Annotated in this window: 12 protein-coding genes; 5 read left to right on the top strand and 7 right to left on the bottom strand. The window is 57.0% G+C overall.

Features of this window, described 5'->3' with window-relative positions:
* The first annotated feature begins 9 nt into the window (after positions 1 to 9).
* Both R2940_08480 and R2940_08485 read left to right on the top strand, forming a co-directional pair.
* Positions 10 to 3,399, top strand: coding sequence for a PAS domain S-box protein (locus R2940_08480; GenBank protein ID MEZ4599811.1), 3,390 nt, complete (start codon positions 10 to 12; stop codon positions 3,397 to 3,399).
* Positions 3,400 to 3,530: 131 nt separating this feature from the next.
* Entirely contained in the window at positions 3,531 to 7,193 is a 3,663-nt protein-coding gene (locus tag R2940_08485; GenBank protein ID MEZ4599812.1) for a PAS domain S-box protein, read from the top strand.
* 74 nt (positions 7,194 to 7,267) lie between these two features.
* Here the strand turns inward: R2940_08485 and R2940_08490 are convergent, their stop codons facing one another.
* Entirely contained in the window at positions 7,268 to 7,663 is a 396-nt protein-coding gene (locus R2940_08490; GenBank protein ID MEZ4599813.1) for a PRC-barrel domain-containing protein, read from the bottom strand.
* Positions 7,664 to 7,867: 204 nt separating this feature from the next.
* Here R2940_08490 and R2940_08495 point away from each other — a divergent pair, with 204 nt between their 5' ends.
* Genes R2940_08495 through R2940_08505 form a run of 3 tightly spaced genes read left to right on the top strand, consistent with a single transcriptional unit; the run spans position 7,868 to position 11,167 of the window.
* Complete coding sequence (locus tag R2940_08495) at positions 7,868 to 8,584, top strand: hypothetical protein (protein MEZ4599814.1); 717 nt, start codon at positions 7,868 to 7,870, stop codon at positions 8,582 to 8,584.
* Between the two features lie 3 nt (positions 8,585 to 8,587).
* The gene (locus R2940_08500; GenBank protein ID MEZ4599815.1) at positions 8,588 to 9,709 is read left to right on the top strand and encodes a polysaccharide pyruvyl transferase family protein; all 1,122 of its coding nucleotides are present in this window, start codon (positions 8,588 to 8,590) and stop codon (positions 9,707 to 9,709) included.
* Positions 9,710 to 9,718: 9 nt separating this feature from the next.
* Positions 9,719 to 11,167 (top strand): FAD-dependent oxidoreductase, encoded by a 1,449-nt coding sequence (locus R2940_08505; GenBank protein ID MEZ4599816.1) that lies wholly within the window; start codon positions 9,719 to 9,721, stop codon positions 11,165 to 11,167.
* Between the two features lie 453 nt (positions 11,168 to 11,620).
* Here R2940_08505 and R2940_08510 read toward each other — a convergent pair whose 3' ends face one another.
* The 6 genes from R2940_08510 to R2940_08535 all read right to left on the bottom strand — a co-directional run bounded on the left by R2940_08510 (position 11,621) and on the right by R2940_08535 (position 16,599).
* Entirely contained in the window at positions 11,621 to 11,821 is a 201-nt protein-coding gene (locus R2940_08510; protein ID MEZ4599817.1) for a hypothetical protein, read from the bottom strand.
* 41 nt (positions 11,822 to 11,862) lie between these two features.
* Positions 11,863 to 13,047: a VWA-like domain-containing protein gene (locus R2940_08515; protein MEZ4599818.1), complete on the bottom strand. Its 1,185-nt coding sequence runs from the start codon at positions 13,045 to 13,047 to the stop codon at positions 11,863 to 11,865.
* A gap of 40 nt (positions 13,048 to 13,087) precedes the next feature.
* Positions 13,088 to 14,086 (bottom strand): MoxR family ATPase, encoded by a 999-nt coding sequence (locus R2940_08520; protein MEZ4599819.1) that lies wholly within the window; start codon positions 14,084 to 14,086, stop codon positions 13,088 to 13,090.
* Positions 14,087 to 14,262: 176 nt separating this feature from the next.
* Positions 14,263 to 14,667: a DUF6632 domain-containing protein gene (locus R2940_08525; GenBank protein MEZ4599820.1), complete on the bottom strand. Its 405-nt coding sequence runs from the start codon at positions 14,665 to 14,667 to the stop codon at positions 14,263 to 14,265.
* Positions 14,668 to 14,843: 176 nt separating this feature from the next.
* Entirely contained in the window at positions 14,844 to 15,335 is a 492-nt protein-coding gene (locus R2940_08530; protein MEZ4599821.1) for a hypothetical protein, read from the bottom strand.
* 115 nt (positions 15,336 to 15,450) lie between these two features.
* Positions 15,451 to 16,599, bottom strand: coding sequence for a trypsin-like peptidase domain-containing protein (locus R2940_08535; protein ID MEZ4599822.1), 1,149 nt, complete (start codon positions 16,597 to 16,599; stop codon positions 15,451 to 15,453).
* Positions 16,600 to 16,755 lie beyond the last annotated feature (156 nt).

The raw sequence follows: 16,755 nt of genomic DNA on the forward strand, positions 1-16,755 counted from the left end.
GGGGGATGGATGAATTTGAAGCAAAAGATCCGGGCAGTCGTATCCAAGCCGCTCAAATCTGCCGCAGTCAGATGGAGCGGCTTTTTTGTGCCTGTTTTTCCCAATGACTTCAACGGGTTCAAAACCGTTCCGATTCTTTTTATTACCCTTATTTTTCTTTTCACGACGGCAGGTTCAGCGACGGGGTCGAATCCCGTGCCCACCATGCAGAAGCTTGTCGTGGGGGGCGACCACGACAACCCGCCCTATGAGTTTCTGGAAAACGGGCAGCCGACCGGTTTCAACGTGGAGCTGATGCAGGCGGTTGCCGAGATCATGAGCCTTGCCGTGGAATTCAGACTGGGGCCCTGGATCGAGGCCCGGCGGGCCCTGGAGGAGGGCAGAATTCATGCGCTGAGCGGCATGTATTACTCATTGGATCGCAGCACCCTGGTGGATTTTACCGTTCCCCATACCATGGTCTCTTCAGGCATCTTTGTGCGCAAGGAATCTCCCCTTCGCTCCTACGCCGATATTCAGGGAAAGGAGATCATCGTTCAGGAAGGCGATATCATCCACGACTCCCTGAGGAGGAACGGTCTCGCCTCCCAGATCGTGACGGTGGGAGAAGTCCCCCAGGTGCTCAAGCTCCTGGCCTCGGGACAGCATGACTGCGCTCTGATGCCGTCCAGATTGCAGGGAGAGCATTTCCTTAAAACTCTCGGCCTCGACAATATTCGTGTCATCAACACCGAACTGCCGCAATTGAAATACTGCTTCGCCGTACGGAAAAACGATCAGGAGCTGTTGGCCCGGTTGGGCGAGGGGCTGCAAATCCTGAAAATTAACGGCAGATACCGGGATATTTACGAAAAGTGGTTCGGGGTCTATGAAAAAAAAGGTTTTTGGCAAAGCGGACAAAACTCTCTATGGGTTCTTTTGGGCGTGATTACCGCCTTCTCCGGGGCGGGTCTTGTCTGGTCCCGCTCCCTCAGGACGCAGGTCAAAAGAGCCGGCGCCGAGTTGCGGGAGAGCGAGGAAAAGTTTCGGGTGCTGGCGGACACCATCCCGGCCGGCATCATCGTCTACCAGGGAGAAAATATCGTCTATGTCAATTCCGCCCTTGTCGAGGCGACCGGGTATTCCGAACAGGAGATCCTGGGGATGAAGTTCTGGGAGATGGCCAGCGACGATATCCGGGAGACCGTCAAGGAACGGGGATTGGCCAGACAGCGGGGTGATAAGCCGACGGTCCGGTACGAGTACAAGTGGAAGACGAAAAACGGGACAGAGAAGTGGGCACTGTTGACCGGCGCCAGCATCGAGTTTCGGGGACAGCCGGCCGGCATCGCCACTCTGATCGATATCACCGAACGCAAGCAGGCTGAGGAGGCCCTGCGGGCGAGCGAGGAGAAGTTCCGGGTTCTGGCCGAGACCAGTCCCTCCGGCATCTGCCTCTATCAGGGGGAACGAATTGCCTATGTCAATCCCGCCACCGTGCGCCTGTTCGGCTATTCGGAGCAAGAATGCCTGCAGATGAGGTTCTGGGAGTGGGTCCACGAAGATTATCAGGACCTGGCGCGGGAACGGGGCCTGGCCAGGCAGCGGGGCGAGGATGTGCCTCCCGTGTATGAGATCCGGAACCTTTCCAAAAACGGGGAGGAAAAATGGATCCATGTGTCCGCCGGCCGGATCGAGTACCAGGGACAACCGGCTTGTATCGTAACCTATTTTGATATTTCCGACCGCAAGCGCATGGAGCAGGAACTGCAGCAGGCCCATGACGAGCTGGAAAGGCGGGTCGAGAAGCGAACGGCTCAGCTGGCCAGAACAACGGAGGCATTGATCGCTTCCGAGAAGGAAAAGTCTCTTATCCTGAACATCACCGACGCTCACGTCATTTACTACAATCCCGACATGAAAATCCTCTGGGCCAACCGGGCGGCCGGCGATTCGGTGAACCTGCCTCCCGAAGAGCTGCGCAACCGGCGCTGCTGGGAGGTGTGGCATCAGCGCAGCGAGCCCTGTGTCGATTGTCCGGTGATACGCGCCATGCGGTCCCGGCAGCCCCAGGAAGCGGAGCTTTGCTCACCGGACGGCCGCCTCTGGTTTCTGCGCACCTTTCCTGTTATTGATGAAACCGGAAAGCTTCTGGGAGTGGTTGAATTTACGCAGGATTTTACCGAGCGGAAGCGGACCGAAGAGGCCCTGCGGCAGGCGAATCTGGTGGTAGAAAACAGTCCGGTCGTCCTTTTCCTCTGGCAGGCGGCGGAGGGCTGGCCGGTCAAAATGGTTTCCAGGAATGTCGTCCAGTTCGGCTATCTGCCGGAAGAGTTCACCTCCGGCGCAACACCCTTCGCGTCGATTATTCATCCTCTGGACCTGGCAAGGGTGAAGGCCGAGGTCCGCGACTATTCAGCTTCAAAAGAGGATACTTTCTGCCAGGAATATCGCATCTTTTCCAGGGCCGGTCAGGTGTATTGGATCCACGACCACACCACGATCGAGCGGGACGTCAACGGAAACATCCTGAATTATCAGGGGATCCTGATCGATATAACGAGTCGCAAGCTGGCTGAAGAGCAGCTCATGCGGCAGAAACTGCAACTGGAGGAGCTGAACTGTACCCTGGAGGAGAGGGTCCGGGAGGAGGTCGCCAAGAACCGGGAAAAAGACATCCTCTTGATTCAGCAGAATCGCCAGGCCGCCATGGGAGAACTTCTGGACCACATCGCTCATCAGTGGAAACAGCCGCTGACCGTCATTTCCCTGCTTGTCCAGAATCTTGAAGGGAGCTATGACAAGGGTGAGCTGACATCCCGCCTGATGGGCGAGACCATCGCCAAGACTGTGGATCTGTTGGAACACATGGGGCAGACCATCGAAGTCTTCAGGGAATTCTATCGGCCGGACAAGGAAAAGACGGTATTCAGCGTCAAGGATGCTATCGACAGGGCCCTGGACTTCATTTCACCTGTCCTGAATTGTCATGCCGTTGCCGTAGAGATCGAGGTCGACCCGGGATTGATGACAATCGGTTATCCCAGGGAATATACCCAGGTGCTGCTCAACATACTCTCCAACGCCCGGGATGCCTTCAGGGAAAGAAACACCGCGAATCCGAAGATAACAATCAGAGGTTTCGTCGAAGACAACCAGGTGATCGTGACGATGACCGACAATGCCGGGGGGATTCCGGAAACGATTATCCCCAGGATCTTCGACCTGTATGTGACCACCAAGGAGGCCGGCGGCGGCACCGGCATCGGACTCCATATGTCGAAAAATATCATCGAAAAGAATATGCAGGGATCCCTGACGGCCCGTAACCGGGACTTTGGCGCGGAGTTCCGAATAGCCGTCACTATGCCCGCAAAACAGTTGAATCATAAGGAGTTGAATCTGGCAGAAACGTCATGATCCGACTCGGCAGGTACCGGATTTTTGTCTTTACAGTAGATAAACACACTTCTTCTAACGCCGAATAGAGTTGCACACGTTCCGCGTACCCCCAATTTCTGAGATTTAATGTCGGGACTCAAGAGGGTTGGATGGTCCGGTATGATCTATTAGATGTTGTCAGGTACTATGTCTGGGCCGTGGTGCTCGCCGCCGCGCTTTGCCTGATTTTTTTTATCTGGTCCCGGATTCTGAAAAGGCGTGTGGAGCTGCGCACCGCGGAACTTGGCAGAAGCGAAGAGGCTTTGCGCTTCACCCAGTACGCCATCGACAGGACCGTGGACCAGGCCTTCTGGATGACGGAGGATGGACGCCTGTTCTACGTCAACGATGCCGCCTGCCGCGCCTTGGGCTATTCCCGGGAGGAACTTGTCGGAATGTCGATTCCGGAGATCGATCCGACCCACCCTCCGGAAGTATTTGCCGAGCATTGGCGGACTCTGGTGAAACACGGTTGCATCACGATGGAGTCCCTTCATCGCGCTAAAGACGGTCGTGTTTATCCGGTTGAGATACGATCCAACTACGTGGTCTTCGACGGCAGGGAATACAACTGTGCCTTTGCGACGGACATCAGCGAGCGCAAGCGGATGGAAACAGAGCTCCGGCATGCCCGCGATGAACTGGAAACGCGGGTAAAGGAGCGGACTGCGGAACTGGAATGCGCCAACGAGATGCTCGAGCGGGAAATCCTGGTGCGCAAGCGAACCGAAAACGTCAACTCTGCGCGGCTGCGACTCCTCGAGTTCGCCGCGATCCATAATATGGAGGAACTGCTCCAGGCCACCCTTGACGAGGCGGAGTCACTTACAGGCAGCCTAATCGGTTTCTATCATTTCCTTGAGACCGACCAGAAAACCTTGACTCTGCAGAACTGGTCCACCCGGACCAAGGCCGAATTCTGCAAGGCTGAAGGGAAAGGAAGCCACTATGATGTAGCAGCCGCGGGCGTGTGGGTTGACTGCCTCCACGAACGCCGCCCCGTCGTTCACAATGACTATGCCTCGCTTCCCCACCGCAGGGGGTTGCCGCCCGGTCATGCTCCGGTTGTCCGGGAACTGGTCGTGCCTGTCTTTCGCAAAGACAAGATAGTGGCGGTATTCGGCGTGGGCAACAAGCCGCAGGATTATATTTCCGAAGATATCGAGACAGTCTCCACGCTGGCCGATCTCGCCTGGGACATCGTCGAACGCAAGCAGGCGGAGGAGGCGCTGCACCTGTCCCGATTCTGCATCGACAAGGCGGGCATAGGGATTTGGCAGAGCGATGAGAAGGGAACCATTTTCAACGTGAACGAGCATGCCTGCAAGAGCCTCGGATATTCAAGAGAGGAACTGTTTGGGCTCAATATTTTTGACATAGATCCGGGAATCACCCTGGAGAGAATGCTGGAGCTGGGGGAAATATTAAGGGAGACGGGTTCGGTAACCCTCCAAACGACCCACAGGCGCAGGGACGGCACGACCTTCCCGGTCGAGGTTACCGCCAATCTCCTCGAGTTCCGCGGAAAGGAATACGCCATCTCGTTTGTTCAGGACATTACCGGGCGCAAGCAGGCCGAGAAAGCCTTGCAGGAGAGCGAATCACGGGTCAGACGGAAACTGGAAAGCATTCTCGACCCTGGAGGGGATGTCGCTGATCTGGACCTGGCTGACATTCTGGATACCCAGCAGATTCAGGCGATCATGGAGGACCTCTACGCTATCACCGGGCTGAAAATGAGCATCCTCGATCTGGACGGCCGGGTGCTGGCCGATGTGGGATGGCAGGATATCTGCCTTGAATTCCACAGGAAACATCCTGAAACCCTGAAGAGATGCCATGAAAGCGACACGGATCTCGCAGTCGGCGTCCCGGAAGGGGAGTTCAGGACCTACCGATGCAGAAACAACATGTGGCATCTGGTGACGCCGATCATAGTCGCCGGAAAACATATGGCCAATCTCTTCCTGGGACAGTTCTTTTTTGACGGGGAGCAGATCGATTACGGCCTTTTCCGGGAACAGGCGAGAAGGTACGGATTTCCCGAGGAGGAATACATCGTCGCCCTCGAAGCGGTGCCTCACCACAACGAAGAGCTCGTGAACCTGGGAAAGGCCGTTTTTCTCAAACTCACCGATATGCTGTCCCGATTGAGTTACGCCAATATCAAACTGGCCCAGACCCTGGCCGAACAGGACCGCCTGACGGCAACCCTGCGGGAGGCGAATCTGGTCGTTGAAAACAGTCCGGCTGTGCTTTTTCTCTGGAAGGCTGAAGACGGCTGGCCCGTTGAACTGGTTTCCGATAATGTCAAACAGTTCGGTTATGCCCCTGAAGACTTTCTTTCCGGTGCCTTGACCTATGCTTCGATCATACATCCCGACGACCTGGAGAGGGTGACCCGGGAGGTTGGCGAGTCTTGCGAAAAGGGGGCGGATCAGTTGCAACTGGAATACAGAATCGTGACCAGGGAAGGAGAGGTTCGTTGGATCAACGAACACTCCCATATTGAACGGGACACCTCCGGAAGCGTGAAAACCTTCGAGGGGATCGTGATAGATGTCACCGAGCGCAAGCGCATGGAAGAGGAGCTTTACAACAGCCGTGAAAAGTACCAGTCGATGGTCGAGGCTTTCGACGGTTTCATCTACATCTGCTCCCAGGATTACAGGATCGAGTTCATGAACCCCAAGCTGGTAGAGTGGACAGGAAAGGATGCGGTCGGCCAACTCTGCTACAAAACGCTTCATGGCAGGGACGAAATCTGCCCGTGGTGCGTCAACGACCGGGTCTTTCAGGGGGAATCGGTTCATTGGGAGATTCAGTGCAACAAGGATGGGCGCTGGTATCACGTCGTCAATGTACCCCTTTACAACGCCAATGGAACCATATCGAAACATTCCATCATAACCGATATACATCTGCTCAAAATGACCGAAGAGAGTCTCAGGGAACAGAAAAAGCTGTTGGAGAATCTCAACGCCACCCTGGAAAAAAGAGTGGGGGAAGAGGTCCGGAAAAACCGTGAAAAGGATGTCGTTCTCATTCAGCAGAACCGCCAGGCCGCTATGGGAGAGCTGCTGGATCATATCGCCCACCAGTGGAAACAGCCTTTGACGGTCATTTCCCTGCTGGTCCAAAATCTTGAAGAAAGCCATGACAGAGGGGAACTGACCGATCTCCTTTTAAGGGAAACCATCGACAAGATGCTGGACCTGCTGGACCACATGGAGCAGACCATCGAGGTCTTTCGGGATTTCTATCGGCCGGATAAGGGAAAAACGGTGTTCAGGGTCAGGGAGGCCGTGGACAGGGCGCTGGACTATATGGGGCCGGCCCTGAAGTTTCATTCGATTGCCATCGAATACGATGTCGATCCCGAGTTGCGGGCCATGGGCTACCCGAAGGAGTATACGCAGGCACTTCTCAACCTGTTGTCCAATGCCAGGGATGTTCTGAGGGACAGGAAAACGGAAAAACCGAAAATAATCATCAGCGGATTTGCAGCAGACAATCAGGCTGTGGTGAGCATAAAGGATAATGCCGGAGGGATACCGGAGGCGATTTTCCCGAAGATTTTTGATCTTTATGTCACAACCAAGGAAGCAACCGGTGGATCAGGCATCGGTCTGCATATCTCAAAAAACATCATTGAAAATAATATGCAGGGTTCCTTGATGGCGCTCAACAGCACCTCGGGAGCGGAGTTTCGGTTATGCGTCCGGATGCCGGAGGCTGATGCGGTCACGATGGAAGAGATCGAACCGGGCTGAAGGCGGAATTTGACATCCTTGCAAAATCGAAGAGGCTGGTCGGTTTCGACCAGCCTCTCCATTTTAACCGGACTTTAGTGCCGGTATTCTCCGGGTTCGCCTCCCTTGCGGGGTGAAACATTGTAGTAGCGGTGGATTTCCTCACCCCACTCCTGGGACATGACCGGCCAGTCGTGCTTGTCGAAGCCGGGAGCGTTCTTCAGGTGCTCCTTGCTCTCGTCCAGGACGAACCGCTTGTGTTCGGGGTCCAGTTGAAGCGATTCGAAGGGGATGGCGAAGAGCTTGTCCCCCAAGCCGAGAAAGCCGCCGAAGGACAGCACTGCGTAATTGACGTTGCCGGTATCCGTATCGATCATGAGTTCTTCGATCTTGCCGAGATCTTCCCCTTGCAGGTTCACCACTTTGTCACCGATCAGCGTCGAAGCACTCATCACCTTCGGGCCAGGACCTTGGCCTGTTGCTATTGCCATGGTTGATCTCCTTTCGTTGTTTTTTTTTCCTCAGGTTCCAAGTCTATCCCTGTGGTGCCGAGAGTCAAGGCACCCTGCCGACCTGATTCCGGCCCTCCGCCCGCCATCCATTTCTGTTTTATCTTCAGCGAAAAATAAAGTTTTCCCAATCTCTGGTAGTCTTGATCTTGTCCAGGAAGGATCGCTACGAGAGGAGGCCTGCCCATGAAAAAACAACAGTACGTCTGCCTCGTCTGCGGTTTCAACATGGTCGGTTTCCTGCCGGAGACCTGCCCTTTTTGCGGCGCAAGGCAGGAGAATTTCATTACCGCCGAAGAGTGCTCCGCCCGCTATCGGGTCAAAGGCTCTCCGGTCAATGACAGGGTGACCCGGCTCAATTCCGAGCCTGGCCTCGGTTTTGAGCACGCCGCCTACCGCATCGAAACCGACGACAAGGTGTGCTGGATCGACTGCCCTTCCTCTTTCGACAGCTCTCTGGCGCAGATGGATGCCATCCTGTTTACCCATCACCATTTTCTCGGTGCCTGCAACCTCTATCGTGAACATTACGGAGCCACGGTGAGCATTCACGAGGCCGATTCAAGCCACGAGCTGTGCCGGCCCTTTATCTTCGACGAAACCTTCCTGATGGATTTTCGGCATCACGGCATCGAGGCCTTTCATGTCGACGGGCATACCCCCGGTTTCACTTGCTACATTTTCCAGGACACCCTGTTCGTCTGCGACTATGTGTTTCTCGATGGCGACCGCATGAAGTTCAATCCTTTCGGTCCGCTCGACAGAACCATGGCCGGCGGAAGGCGCCTCCGCGAACAGCTGGAAGGGCGAAACCTCGCCCAAGTCTGCGGATACAACTACGTGATCGAATTTCCGGACTGGCTGCACAGGTTCGACCAGGGCCCCACCTTCGAGGGGTTTTGAATCATGGGCTTTCGCATCGGAATATCAGGCAGTTACGGAGGCATGAATCTGGGGGACGAAGCGATCCTGATGGCAATCCTCGGGGAGCTGCGGAGAACTCTCAACCCCGAGGTCGTGGTTTTTTCGGATAATTCGGCAGACACGGAAAAACGGCATAAAGTGCGGGCCCTGTCCCTGTCCGAGGCGCACAAGGACGATGTTCTGAGGGAATTGGAGAAGCTCGACCTGTTCGTCGTGGGCGGAGGGGGCATTCTTTTCGACGGCTTTGCCGAAAAAGTGTTGCGGGATGCCAACTGGGCCATGGAGCGGGGGGTGCCGGTGATGATCTATGCCGTCAGCGCGGGGCCCCTGAATAATCCGGAAACCCGCAAGCTGGTGGTGAGGACTCTCAACAGCGTGGATATCATCACGGTTCGGGAGAGCGGGGCCAAGAAGTTGCTGAACGACCTGGGCGTCGACCGCAGCATCGAGGTAACCGCCGATCCGGCTTTTTTGCTCGAGCCCAGTGAATTCACCACAGATATGCTGAAAGGGGAAGGCGTTGATCCTGAACGGCCACTGATCGGCTTCTCTGTGCGGGAGCCCGGTCCGGCCGCCCCTGAACTCGACGTGGACCATTACCACGCCATCCTCGCCAATACCGCCGATTTCATGATCGAACGATTCGGCGCACAGATCCTGTTCATCCCCATGGAATTCGCCCAGAACCATGATCCCCGGCACTCGCACGGGGTCATATCAAAAATGGCGAATGTGCAGCGGGCCGGGGTGCTCAAGGGGAAATACGATTCCGCCCAGATCCTGGGATTGATCGGACATACCGCCTTCGTGGTCGGCATGCGGCTGCATATCCTGATTTTCGCCGCTGTCCGGCACGTGCCTTTCGCGCCCCTTCCCTATGCGGCAAAAGTCTCCGGCGTTCTGGCCGACATGCAGCTGCCGATGCCGCCCCTCTCAGAGCTGAACACCGGAAAACTCTGCGCCTTTCTGGATCGCTCCTGGGATACCCGAGGGCAGATCGCCAGGAAGCTGCAGAAGACCATTCCGGGGGTTCAGGAAAAGGCGCGACAAACCAACCGGATCCTCTGTGATTTCCTGTCGGCAAAAGACTCCGGGAGACAATAGGAGAGAAGGATGGCGACCCTTGCCAGACCCGAAGATGCAAAAACGGTGGAAATACCGGCCCGCCGGGCCATCGTCGCGGCGGACACCGAGGTGCTGGTGGTGGGCGGAGGCCCGGCCGGTCTGGGTGCCGCTCTCGGAGCGGCGGGAACCGGTGCGGAGGTCCTTCTGGTCGAGCGCTACGGATTTCTCGGCGGCAACGCGACCGCCGCTCTTGTCATGCCCCTGGTGTCCTTTTATACCCAGACCCAAGCTCCGGCTCCACAAAGCCCACTGACCCTGTTCCCCGGAGATCACGGCCAGGGAGATCCGGTCATCGCCGGAGCTTTACGGATGTTTCTGGAGCGTCTGGTCCGGGCGGGGGGCGCCATTCCGCCGTCTTTAAAAACCGGCTACACGGTTCCCTTCGATCCGGAAATCTTCAAATGGATTGCGATGGAGATGGTGGCCGAAGCCGGCGTGCGGCTGCTGTTCCACTCCTTTGCCAGCGACGTGCTCCTGGAAAACGGCCGGATCAGGGGAGTGGTGTTCGAGACCAAATCGGGTCCCCTGGTCATTCTGGCCCGAACGGTGGTCGATTGCACCGGCGATGGGGACATCGCAGCGAGGGCCGGGGCGCCCTTCGAAGTCGGGCGGCCCGAGGATGGTCTGGTCCAGCCCATGACCCTGATGTTTCGCATGGCGGAATTCCAGCGTGCCGCCTTTGAAGCCTATGTGACAGAGCACTCGGATCAGTGGCGTGGCGTCTACGGGCTTTGGGATCTGATCGGACGGGCTGCGGCTGCGGGAGATCTTTCCCTGCCGCGGGAGAACATCCTGTTTTTTGCGACCCCCCATGAGCGGGAACTGGTCGTCAATTCCACCCGCGTCATCCACGTGCTGGGCACCGAGGTCTGGGATCTGTCCTATGCCGAATGGGAAAGCCGGCGGCAGATGCGGCAGATTGTCAGCTTTTTTCGAAAATACGTGCCGGGGTTTGCCGAATCTTACGCCCTGCAGAGTGGGGTCCAGGTGGGAGTACGGGAAACAAGGCGCATCCGTGGAGAATACCGGTTGACGGAGGACGATCTTTTGAGGGTGCGCAAATTCCCTGATGTGATCGCCCGGGGCACCTACCCCCTCGACATTCACAGTCCGGATGGCAAAGGTACGGTTCTGAAACGCTTACCCCCGGGAGAGGCTTACGACATTCCCCTGCGCAGTCTGCTGCCCCTGGAGGTCGAGGCTTTGCTCGTCGCCGGACGGTGCATATCGGGGTCTCATGGTGCCCACTCTTCCTACCGTGCCATGCCCATCAGTATGGCCACCGGACAGGCCGCCGGGGTTGCGGCCGCACTGGCAGCCAAACGAGGAACGTTTCCACGGCAGCTGTCAGCGGAAACTGTTCAAACAGAACTGCTGCGCCAGGGGGCCGATCTCGGGGATTCCGAGCGAATCAGTGACCTGAAAAACAACAGATGACTCAAGCCCCCCTTCCAGGAAGCCTTCCGGCAGTGTTTGCAATATCGTAGATCTTTTCCTGCTCAGCTGCCGGTTCCGGCAGGGGAATCGAATTTTCACAACCGCCGCAGGCCCTTTCCTGGTCTTCTGTCAAGCAGGCACATTTCCTGGACAGGAGTTGACTGTTACAAATTGGACAGCGCGCCTGAAACCAAACCTCGCCGATAAATTTGGTGAAGAAACAGTTCGGGCAGCGGAAGTGAAAATGAAGGTGTTTCATCATGGCCCCTTTACAGGGCTCAGGCAGGAAGATGGATCCCCCTGGGCTGAATGAATCCTATCTGAATAGGATTTGAGCTCTCCTGCCCCGGTGAAATCCGGGGTTAGATCAACACAACCATGTGTAAGAGTTAATCAGAAAATTAATGGGAGTCAACCAACTTTTTCCCCTGCAGCCGCCTTTTCCCCTGGCCGCTATTCAACCTGCTCCTCGATGGAGCAGAGACCCATCAGTCGCAGGGCCAGAGCATTTTCCAGCGTGGTTCGGTAGCGCCAGGTGTATTGCACCTTGCTGAATTTTCCGGTATCCAGGTATTCGCACTGGCGCCACAAGTCCGGATGCATGCTCCGCACCGTGTCCCGTTGAATGAAAGTCAGCAGAATTATTTTTTCCATTCTCTTCTCCATAAAATCCTGGTATCCGCCCTTGCGCCGCCTTATTCCGGTTCAAGTACCAGAGTGGCTATCCTGCCGAATCGGGGCTGATAGCTGGCCGGCAGATCCTGATCCTTGGTGGTGCTGACCCAGAGCGTGGGGATGCCGGGGTCGATCTCGGGGGTCGGGCCCATCAGGTCGGTGAGGTAGATGACGCAGCCGGCATCCGGTACGTTTTCCATCGCCCATTCAAAGGGCGGACAAAGGTCGGTGGTCCCACAGCCGGACCCCTTCAACTGCAGGGGAAAATCGTCCGGGGAGATGGACTGGGTGTCTGAGATCTGGCTGTCGCAGTAGACCACGTTGACCGTGGAGGGATAGCTCTCCAGTATATCGTTCAGCTCGGCCTGAAACTGGTTGAGCTCCCGCTGCCCGATGGAACCGGAGGTATCGATGGCCAGAACCAGAGGCCTGAGGCCGCTGGACCGGAAACTGGGCAGGTAGATTCCGGCGGCAATATGACGTCTGTTGGGATGGCGCCAGGAATAATCGTTCCGTGCCGTGTGATCGATGAAACTTCGCAGCATTTCCCGCCAGTCGAGCACCGGGTGAACCAGTTCCGTCACCAGCCGTTCGATGCCCCGCGGCAGCTTTCCCTGGGCCCGGGCGGCCTGGGCCGCCTGCTGGATGGCCACGGTAATTTCGGCTTCCTCGCGCTGCCTTTCGGCCTTGGTCATCGATTTGCCGTACTCGGTCTTGGCATCCTCGAACCCGCCGCAGCCGCCGGGATCGTCGTTCTCCTTGAGATCCTCCTCGCTCTCCCTTTCGACCCGCTCATCCTCACTGCCCGATCCGCTGGGCAGCCGGTCATAGATCTGTTCGGCGGACAGATTTTCAAAGGCTTTGTGATAATAGGCCGAAGGCAGAAGGCTGAGGCCGGCGTCCTTGAGGATGCCGTTGATGGCGTAGTCGCCCGCCTGGTTGAAGCGGCCGGGGTTTCGCGCGCCGCGGCGCAGGGGGTGGAAATGAGCCACGTGCATGACCAGATGGGCGAGCACGAACACGGTCTGGTCGATGGTCAGCTTGTCGATGAAACCCGGATTGTACCGGATCTGCCTGCCATCGGTGCTGGCCGTTTTGATGTCCCTGTCCTCCCGCAGTTTCAGGCGCAGCAGCAGGGTGGCGAAAAACGGATGATCGAGCACCATTCTGGCGATGGCTTTGTCGAGTTTGGCCGATTTTTTCATCGATCTCCTTCCCTTCGGGTCCAATCCCCGTCGCCCGAAATCACAGCAGCAGGTCGCCCTTGTCCCTGGCCCATTGGCCGAATTCCTGGGTTCCGGCCAGTTTCGGATCGGCTTTCAGGGCATCCCTCAGCCAGACCACCTGGAATTCCGTAGGCAGGCGCCGCATGTAGCGGAAAGCCGGCGAAATGTTGTCCGAGGTAATCTTGCGGGTCATGGCTCCGCAGAGGGCATAGAGGACCGAAGGCTCCTGCGGGACGTCTGACTGGTCCGGATCGAGCAGAATGGAATCGATGTCCGGCAGGTCGCGATAGATTTCCAGAAAAGAGGTGAATTCGGCGGCCGGCCCGAATCCGAGGGCACCGGCGAAAAAGGGCAGCTCCGCTTCCATGGGCAGTTTGCCCAGAAACTGACCGACATTGGCCCAGACCCGCGGGCAGGGGAAGGAATTGCCTTGGGCTTTGGCATCGAAATAATGCAGCAGATCGGGCCGCAGGCGCAAAAAGCCGATGACTTCAGAGGGGACCTGGTTGTCGATCGCCCAGGCGCACCACTCGTCGAGATCGACAGCCAGTTCCAGGTGCGTGGCGAAACGGGACCCGAGGGCCTTGCTGATCTTGCGGCTGAAGGTGCCGTCCGTTACCCGGTTGCCCGCTGCCAGGATTCTCCACCCTGGCGGCAGGCAGTACTCCCCGAGCTTGCGGTCGAGAACCAGCTGCAGCAGGGAGCTCTGCACCGACTCGGGCGCCTGGGACAGCTCATCCAGAAACAGAACTCCTTCCCCTTCGGTGGGCAGGAAGTTGGGCGGGTTCCAGCGGGTGACCCCACCTTCAACGGAAGGTACGCCGCGCAGGTCGACCGGGTCGAGCAGCACGGCGCGGATATCGATCAGCGGCAGCTCGAGGGCGGCCGCAACCTGGGCCACGATCTGCGACTTGCCGATCCCGGGAGGCCCCCAGAGAAACATGGGCACATTGACGCTCAGCCCGCTTTTCAGGATCGCGATGGCCAGTGAAGGTTTGACGGTTACCGGTGCTTCCATAAAATTTCCCCTTGCCTGAATCGAGAAAAAAGGTGCTTTCGGCCCCTAGAGCCGGTGACGTTACAAGCATAAAGAATAGGGGAGGGAAGCAGCTTGATCAATATCAATTTCGTGAGGGATTTTTCGGTTTGCAGACTCGGAAGGGGAATGGCTGCTATAGCTCCGCAAGAGCTGCTTCAACGAGAGATTTTTTCATCGGTGGTGACGGCCTTTCGTGGCATCAGGACCCACAAAACAATGGCCACCAGGAACAGGGCGGGCACATCGCCCAGCAGGTTGGCCCGCTCCGTCGGATCGGCTAGCGCCTGGACCAGCATGATGCCCCCATGAACGATGCTGGACCAGATGGTGAACCAGATGAGGCTGGCATGCGCCAAGGGATCTTTGGCCGCCCGCATCAGGAAAACTCCCAGGGTGGCGTAGACGCCCAGGATCATCCATTCGTACTCGGGCTGCCGCGGCATCCAGCCCCAACCGGACGGCCAGATCCACATCATCATCAGGTAGACTCCCGCGATGAAAAAAGCGCCAAGGGCATAGAGGGCAATCGACAGGGATCTCAACCTCTTTTCCCGTTCCATGGCTTTATCCCTTTCCTTCGGGGTCGGCATCGGCATCGGGGTCGATTCGTTTCTGAGAGCGGCGCCGCACGTCCAGATAAATCATACCCTGATTTCAGCATGGGAAAAGGGTTTGACATAAAAAAACCGCCCTTTAAAAGGCGGTTTTTGCGTGTCTTTTTAATTGAATTTACGCCTTACAGTTGACGGGCGGCTCCCTTTTTCGACCCGATGACGGCTGCGATAACCAACCCGTCCGCCAAAGCGATGCAGGCCCAGAAAACCAGTTCGAGAGCAATCAGCAACAAGGGTTCGCCGAACAGGTTGAAGGGGGTAAAAAACTCCCAGAAAAGGAAGGTCATGACGAAAACGAGCCCGGAGAACTGCAAGCCCTGTTTGATGATGCCGCCGGACCAGGCGGGGGAGAGCCAGCGGAAAATGTAGGCGTGGATCATGCCGAAGAGAACGATGCCCAGGACGATCGATGCAGGCTTGTCGACAACCAGCGGGAGAGGTTCCAGCTGGGTCCAGACCGCGATCAGTTTCGGACTCTGCAGAGGGGATTCTATGAGGATGCCGTCACCGTTCCAGCCGAATCCCAGCAGCCGGAAGGTAAGGAGCATGGTCAGGTTCATGGCAAGGCCGCCGGCCATGCCGGCCAGAAGGGTTTTCCCGTGGGTCGGCTTCATCTATGTCCCTCCAATGAATGATGACCCCCTTTTTCCAATAAGTGTCGCTTCGAGTCAAGCTTAAAGGACCGTCCGGCGGCTTCGGCAGTTTTGGAAATCATGTTTTCAGGGCCGATCAGTCGCTTATGCTGGAGGAGAATTCGTCCCAGACATGCTGGATGGCGATGGCGAATCCGATCCCCTGGGTGTCCTGAAGGATCATGGTGTTGACGCCGAGGACGCGTCCCTCATGGTCCACCAGGGGGCCGCCGCTGTTTCCCGGATTGATGGGAGCATCGGTCTGGATCACCACGCCCTCCCGGTGTTGCCGGTAGCCGGAAACGATGCCGCTGGTCACCGTCTGCTGCAGACCGTAAGGGCTGCCGATGGTATAAACCTTATCCCCCTGACGCAGGCGTTGAAAATTGGGTACCATGGGACTGGAGGCTGCCGCCGGCCTGGCCTGCAGGGACAGCAGGGCCAGATCGAATCTGTCGCTGAGGGAAACTGAGCTGATTCCGTATTCCCCGCCTTCCGCCGTTACCACCCTGACATCATTGACGGGCGAATAGTAGGCGATGTTGCGCCGTTGCGTCTCCAACTGGTCGTACAGATCCTGGTACTTTTTCAACTCGGCTTTCCGGTGTTCGAGAACCAGCTCGTACTGCCTGCGTCTGTCGGCATCGGCCAGCTTCGCCACCTCATCTTCCATGCGGGACAGGTTTTTCTTTTCGATTTTCAGCGCCGATTCCAACTTGCCGATCCTTTCCCGCAGCTCGGTCAGCCGGTCATGATCGAAATCCACCACATGGCGATTGGTCACGACATGCCCCCATTCATCGACAAGAAAACCGGATCCGCTGCCCCAGGGCGTCTTGATATGAACGGTGGCGGCACGGGCCTGGGCGAGGGGAGATGCGACGGTTTGGAGGGTTCCCGTCTCCGGCGGGGTGTTCAAGGGCGCCAATGCCTTGTCGACGGCTTGGGACGCAAAGGTTTCCGGAGACTCGAGAGGGAGGTCTCTTCCCAAGGGGATTTTCTGCTCTTTTTCAGTCCGGTTGTCCAATCCACTGGTCCAGAACCACTTGCCGGCCGATAGACCGACAATCAGGGTCACCACGAGCAGCAGCCAGGTTTTTCCCGTGGAACTTTTTTTGTCCGGAGGAGCCTTTACCTCCATGTTCTGAAGCATTTCCTGACGTTTTGCGTGTTTGGCGAAAACCAGTCCGCAAGCCTGACAGATTTCAGTATCCTCCTGCTCATATCCGCACTTGGGACATAGCATGGAAAACCTCCTCTCGAGACACCCGACGGCCTATTGAAAAGGTGAAGGCGTGACGGTAACCGTCAAAATCCCGCCCAAGTCTGGTTCTGACGAGATTCATGCAATCTTCATGCTGAAAAGTGTCCAATGGAGTACTGTTGCTAGGAAGATTCCGGA

The organism is Syntrophotaleaceae bacterium, from assembly GCA_041390365.1.
Taxonomy (GTDB): Bacteria; Desulfobacterota; Desulfuromonadia; order Desulfuromonadales; family Syntrophotaleaceae; genus JAWKQB01.

Excerpts from the sequence above, each read along its gene's own strand:
- R2940_08480 (MEZ4599811.1), top strand. The coding sequence starts at position 10 with ATGAATTTGAAGCAAAAGATCCGGGCAGTCGTATCCAAGCCGCTCAAA.
- R2940_08485 (MEZ4599812.1), top strand. The coding sequence starts at position 3,531 with ATGGTCCGGTATGATCTATTAGATGTTGTCAGGTACTATGTCTGGGCC.
- R2940_08490 (MEZ4599813.1), bottom strand. The coding sequence starts at position 7,663 with ATGGCAATAGCAACAGGCCAAGGTCCTGGCCCGAAGGTGATGAGTGCT.
- R2940_08495 (MEZ4599814.1), top strand. The coding sequence starts at position 7,868 with ATGAAAAAACAACAGTACGTCTGCCTCGTCTGCGGTTTCAACATGGTC.
- R2940_08500 (MEZ4599815.1), top strand. The coding sequence starts at position 8,588 with ATGGGCTTTCGCATCGGAATATCAGGCAGTTACGGAGGCATGAATCTG.
- R2940_08505 (MEZ4599816.1), top strand. The coding sequence starts at position 9,719 with ATGGCGACCCTTGCCAGACCCGAAGATGCAAAAACGGTGGAAATACCG.
- R2940_08510 (MEZ4599817.1), bottom strand. The coding sequence starts at position 11,821 with ATGGAAAAAATAATTCTGCTGACTTTCATTCAACGGGACACGGTGCGG.
- R2940_08515 (MEZ4599818.1), bottom strand. The coding sequence starts at position 13,047 with ATGAAAAAATCGGCCAAACTCGACAAAGCCATCGCCAGAATGGTGCTC.
- R2940_08520 (MEZ4599819.1), bottom strand. The coding sequence starts at position 14,086 with ATGGAAGCACCGGTAACCGTCAAACCTTCACTGGCCATCGCGATCCTG.
- R2940_08525 (MEZ4599820.1), bottom strand. The coding sequence starts at position 14,667 with ATGGAACGGGAAAAGAGGTTGAGATCCCTGTCGATTGCCCTCTATGCC.
- R2940_08530 (MEZ4599821.1), bottom strand. The coding sequence starts at position 15,335 with ATGAAGCCGACCCACGGGAAAACCCTTCTGGCCGGCATGGCCGGCGGC.
- R2940_08535 (MEZ4599822.1), bottom strand. The coding sequence starts at position 16,599 with ATGCTATGTCCCAAGTGCGGATATGAGCAGGAGGATACTGAAATCTGT.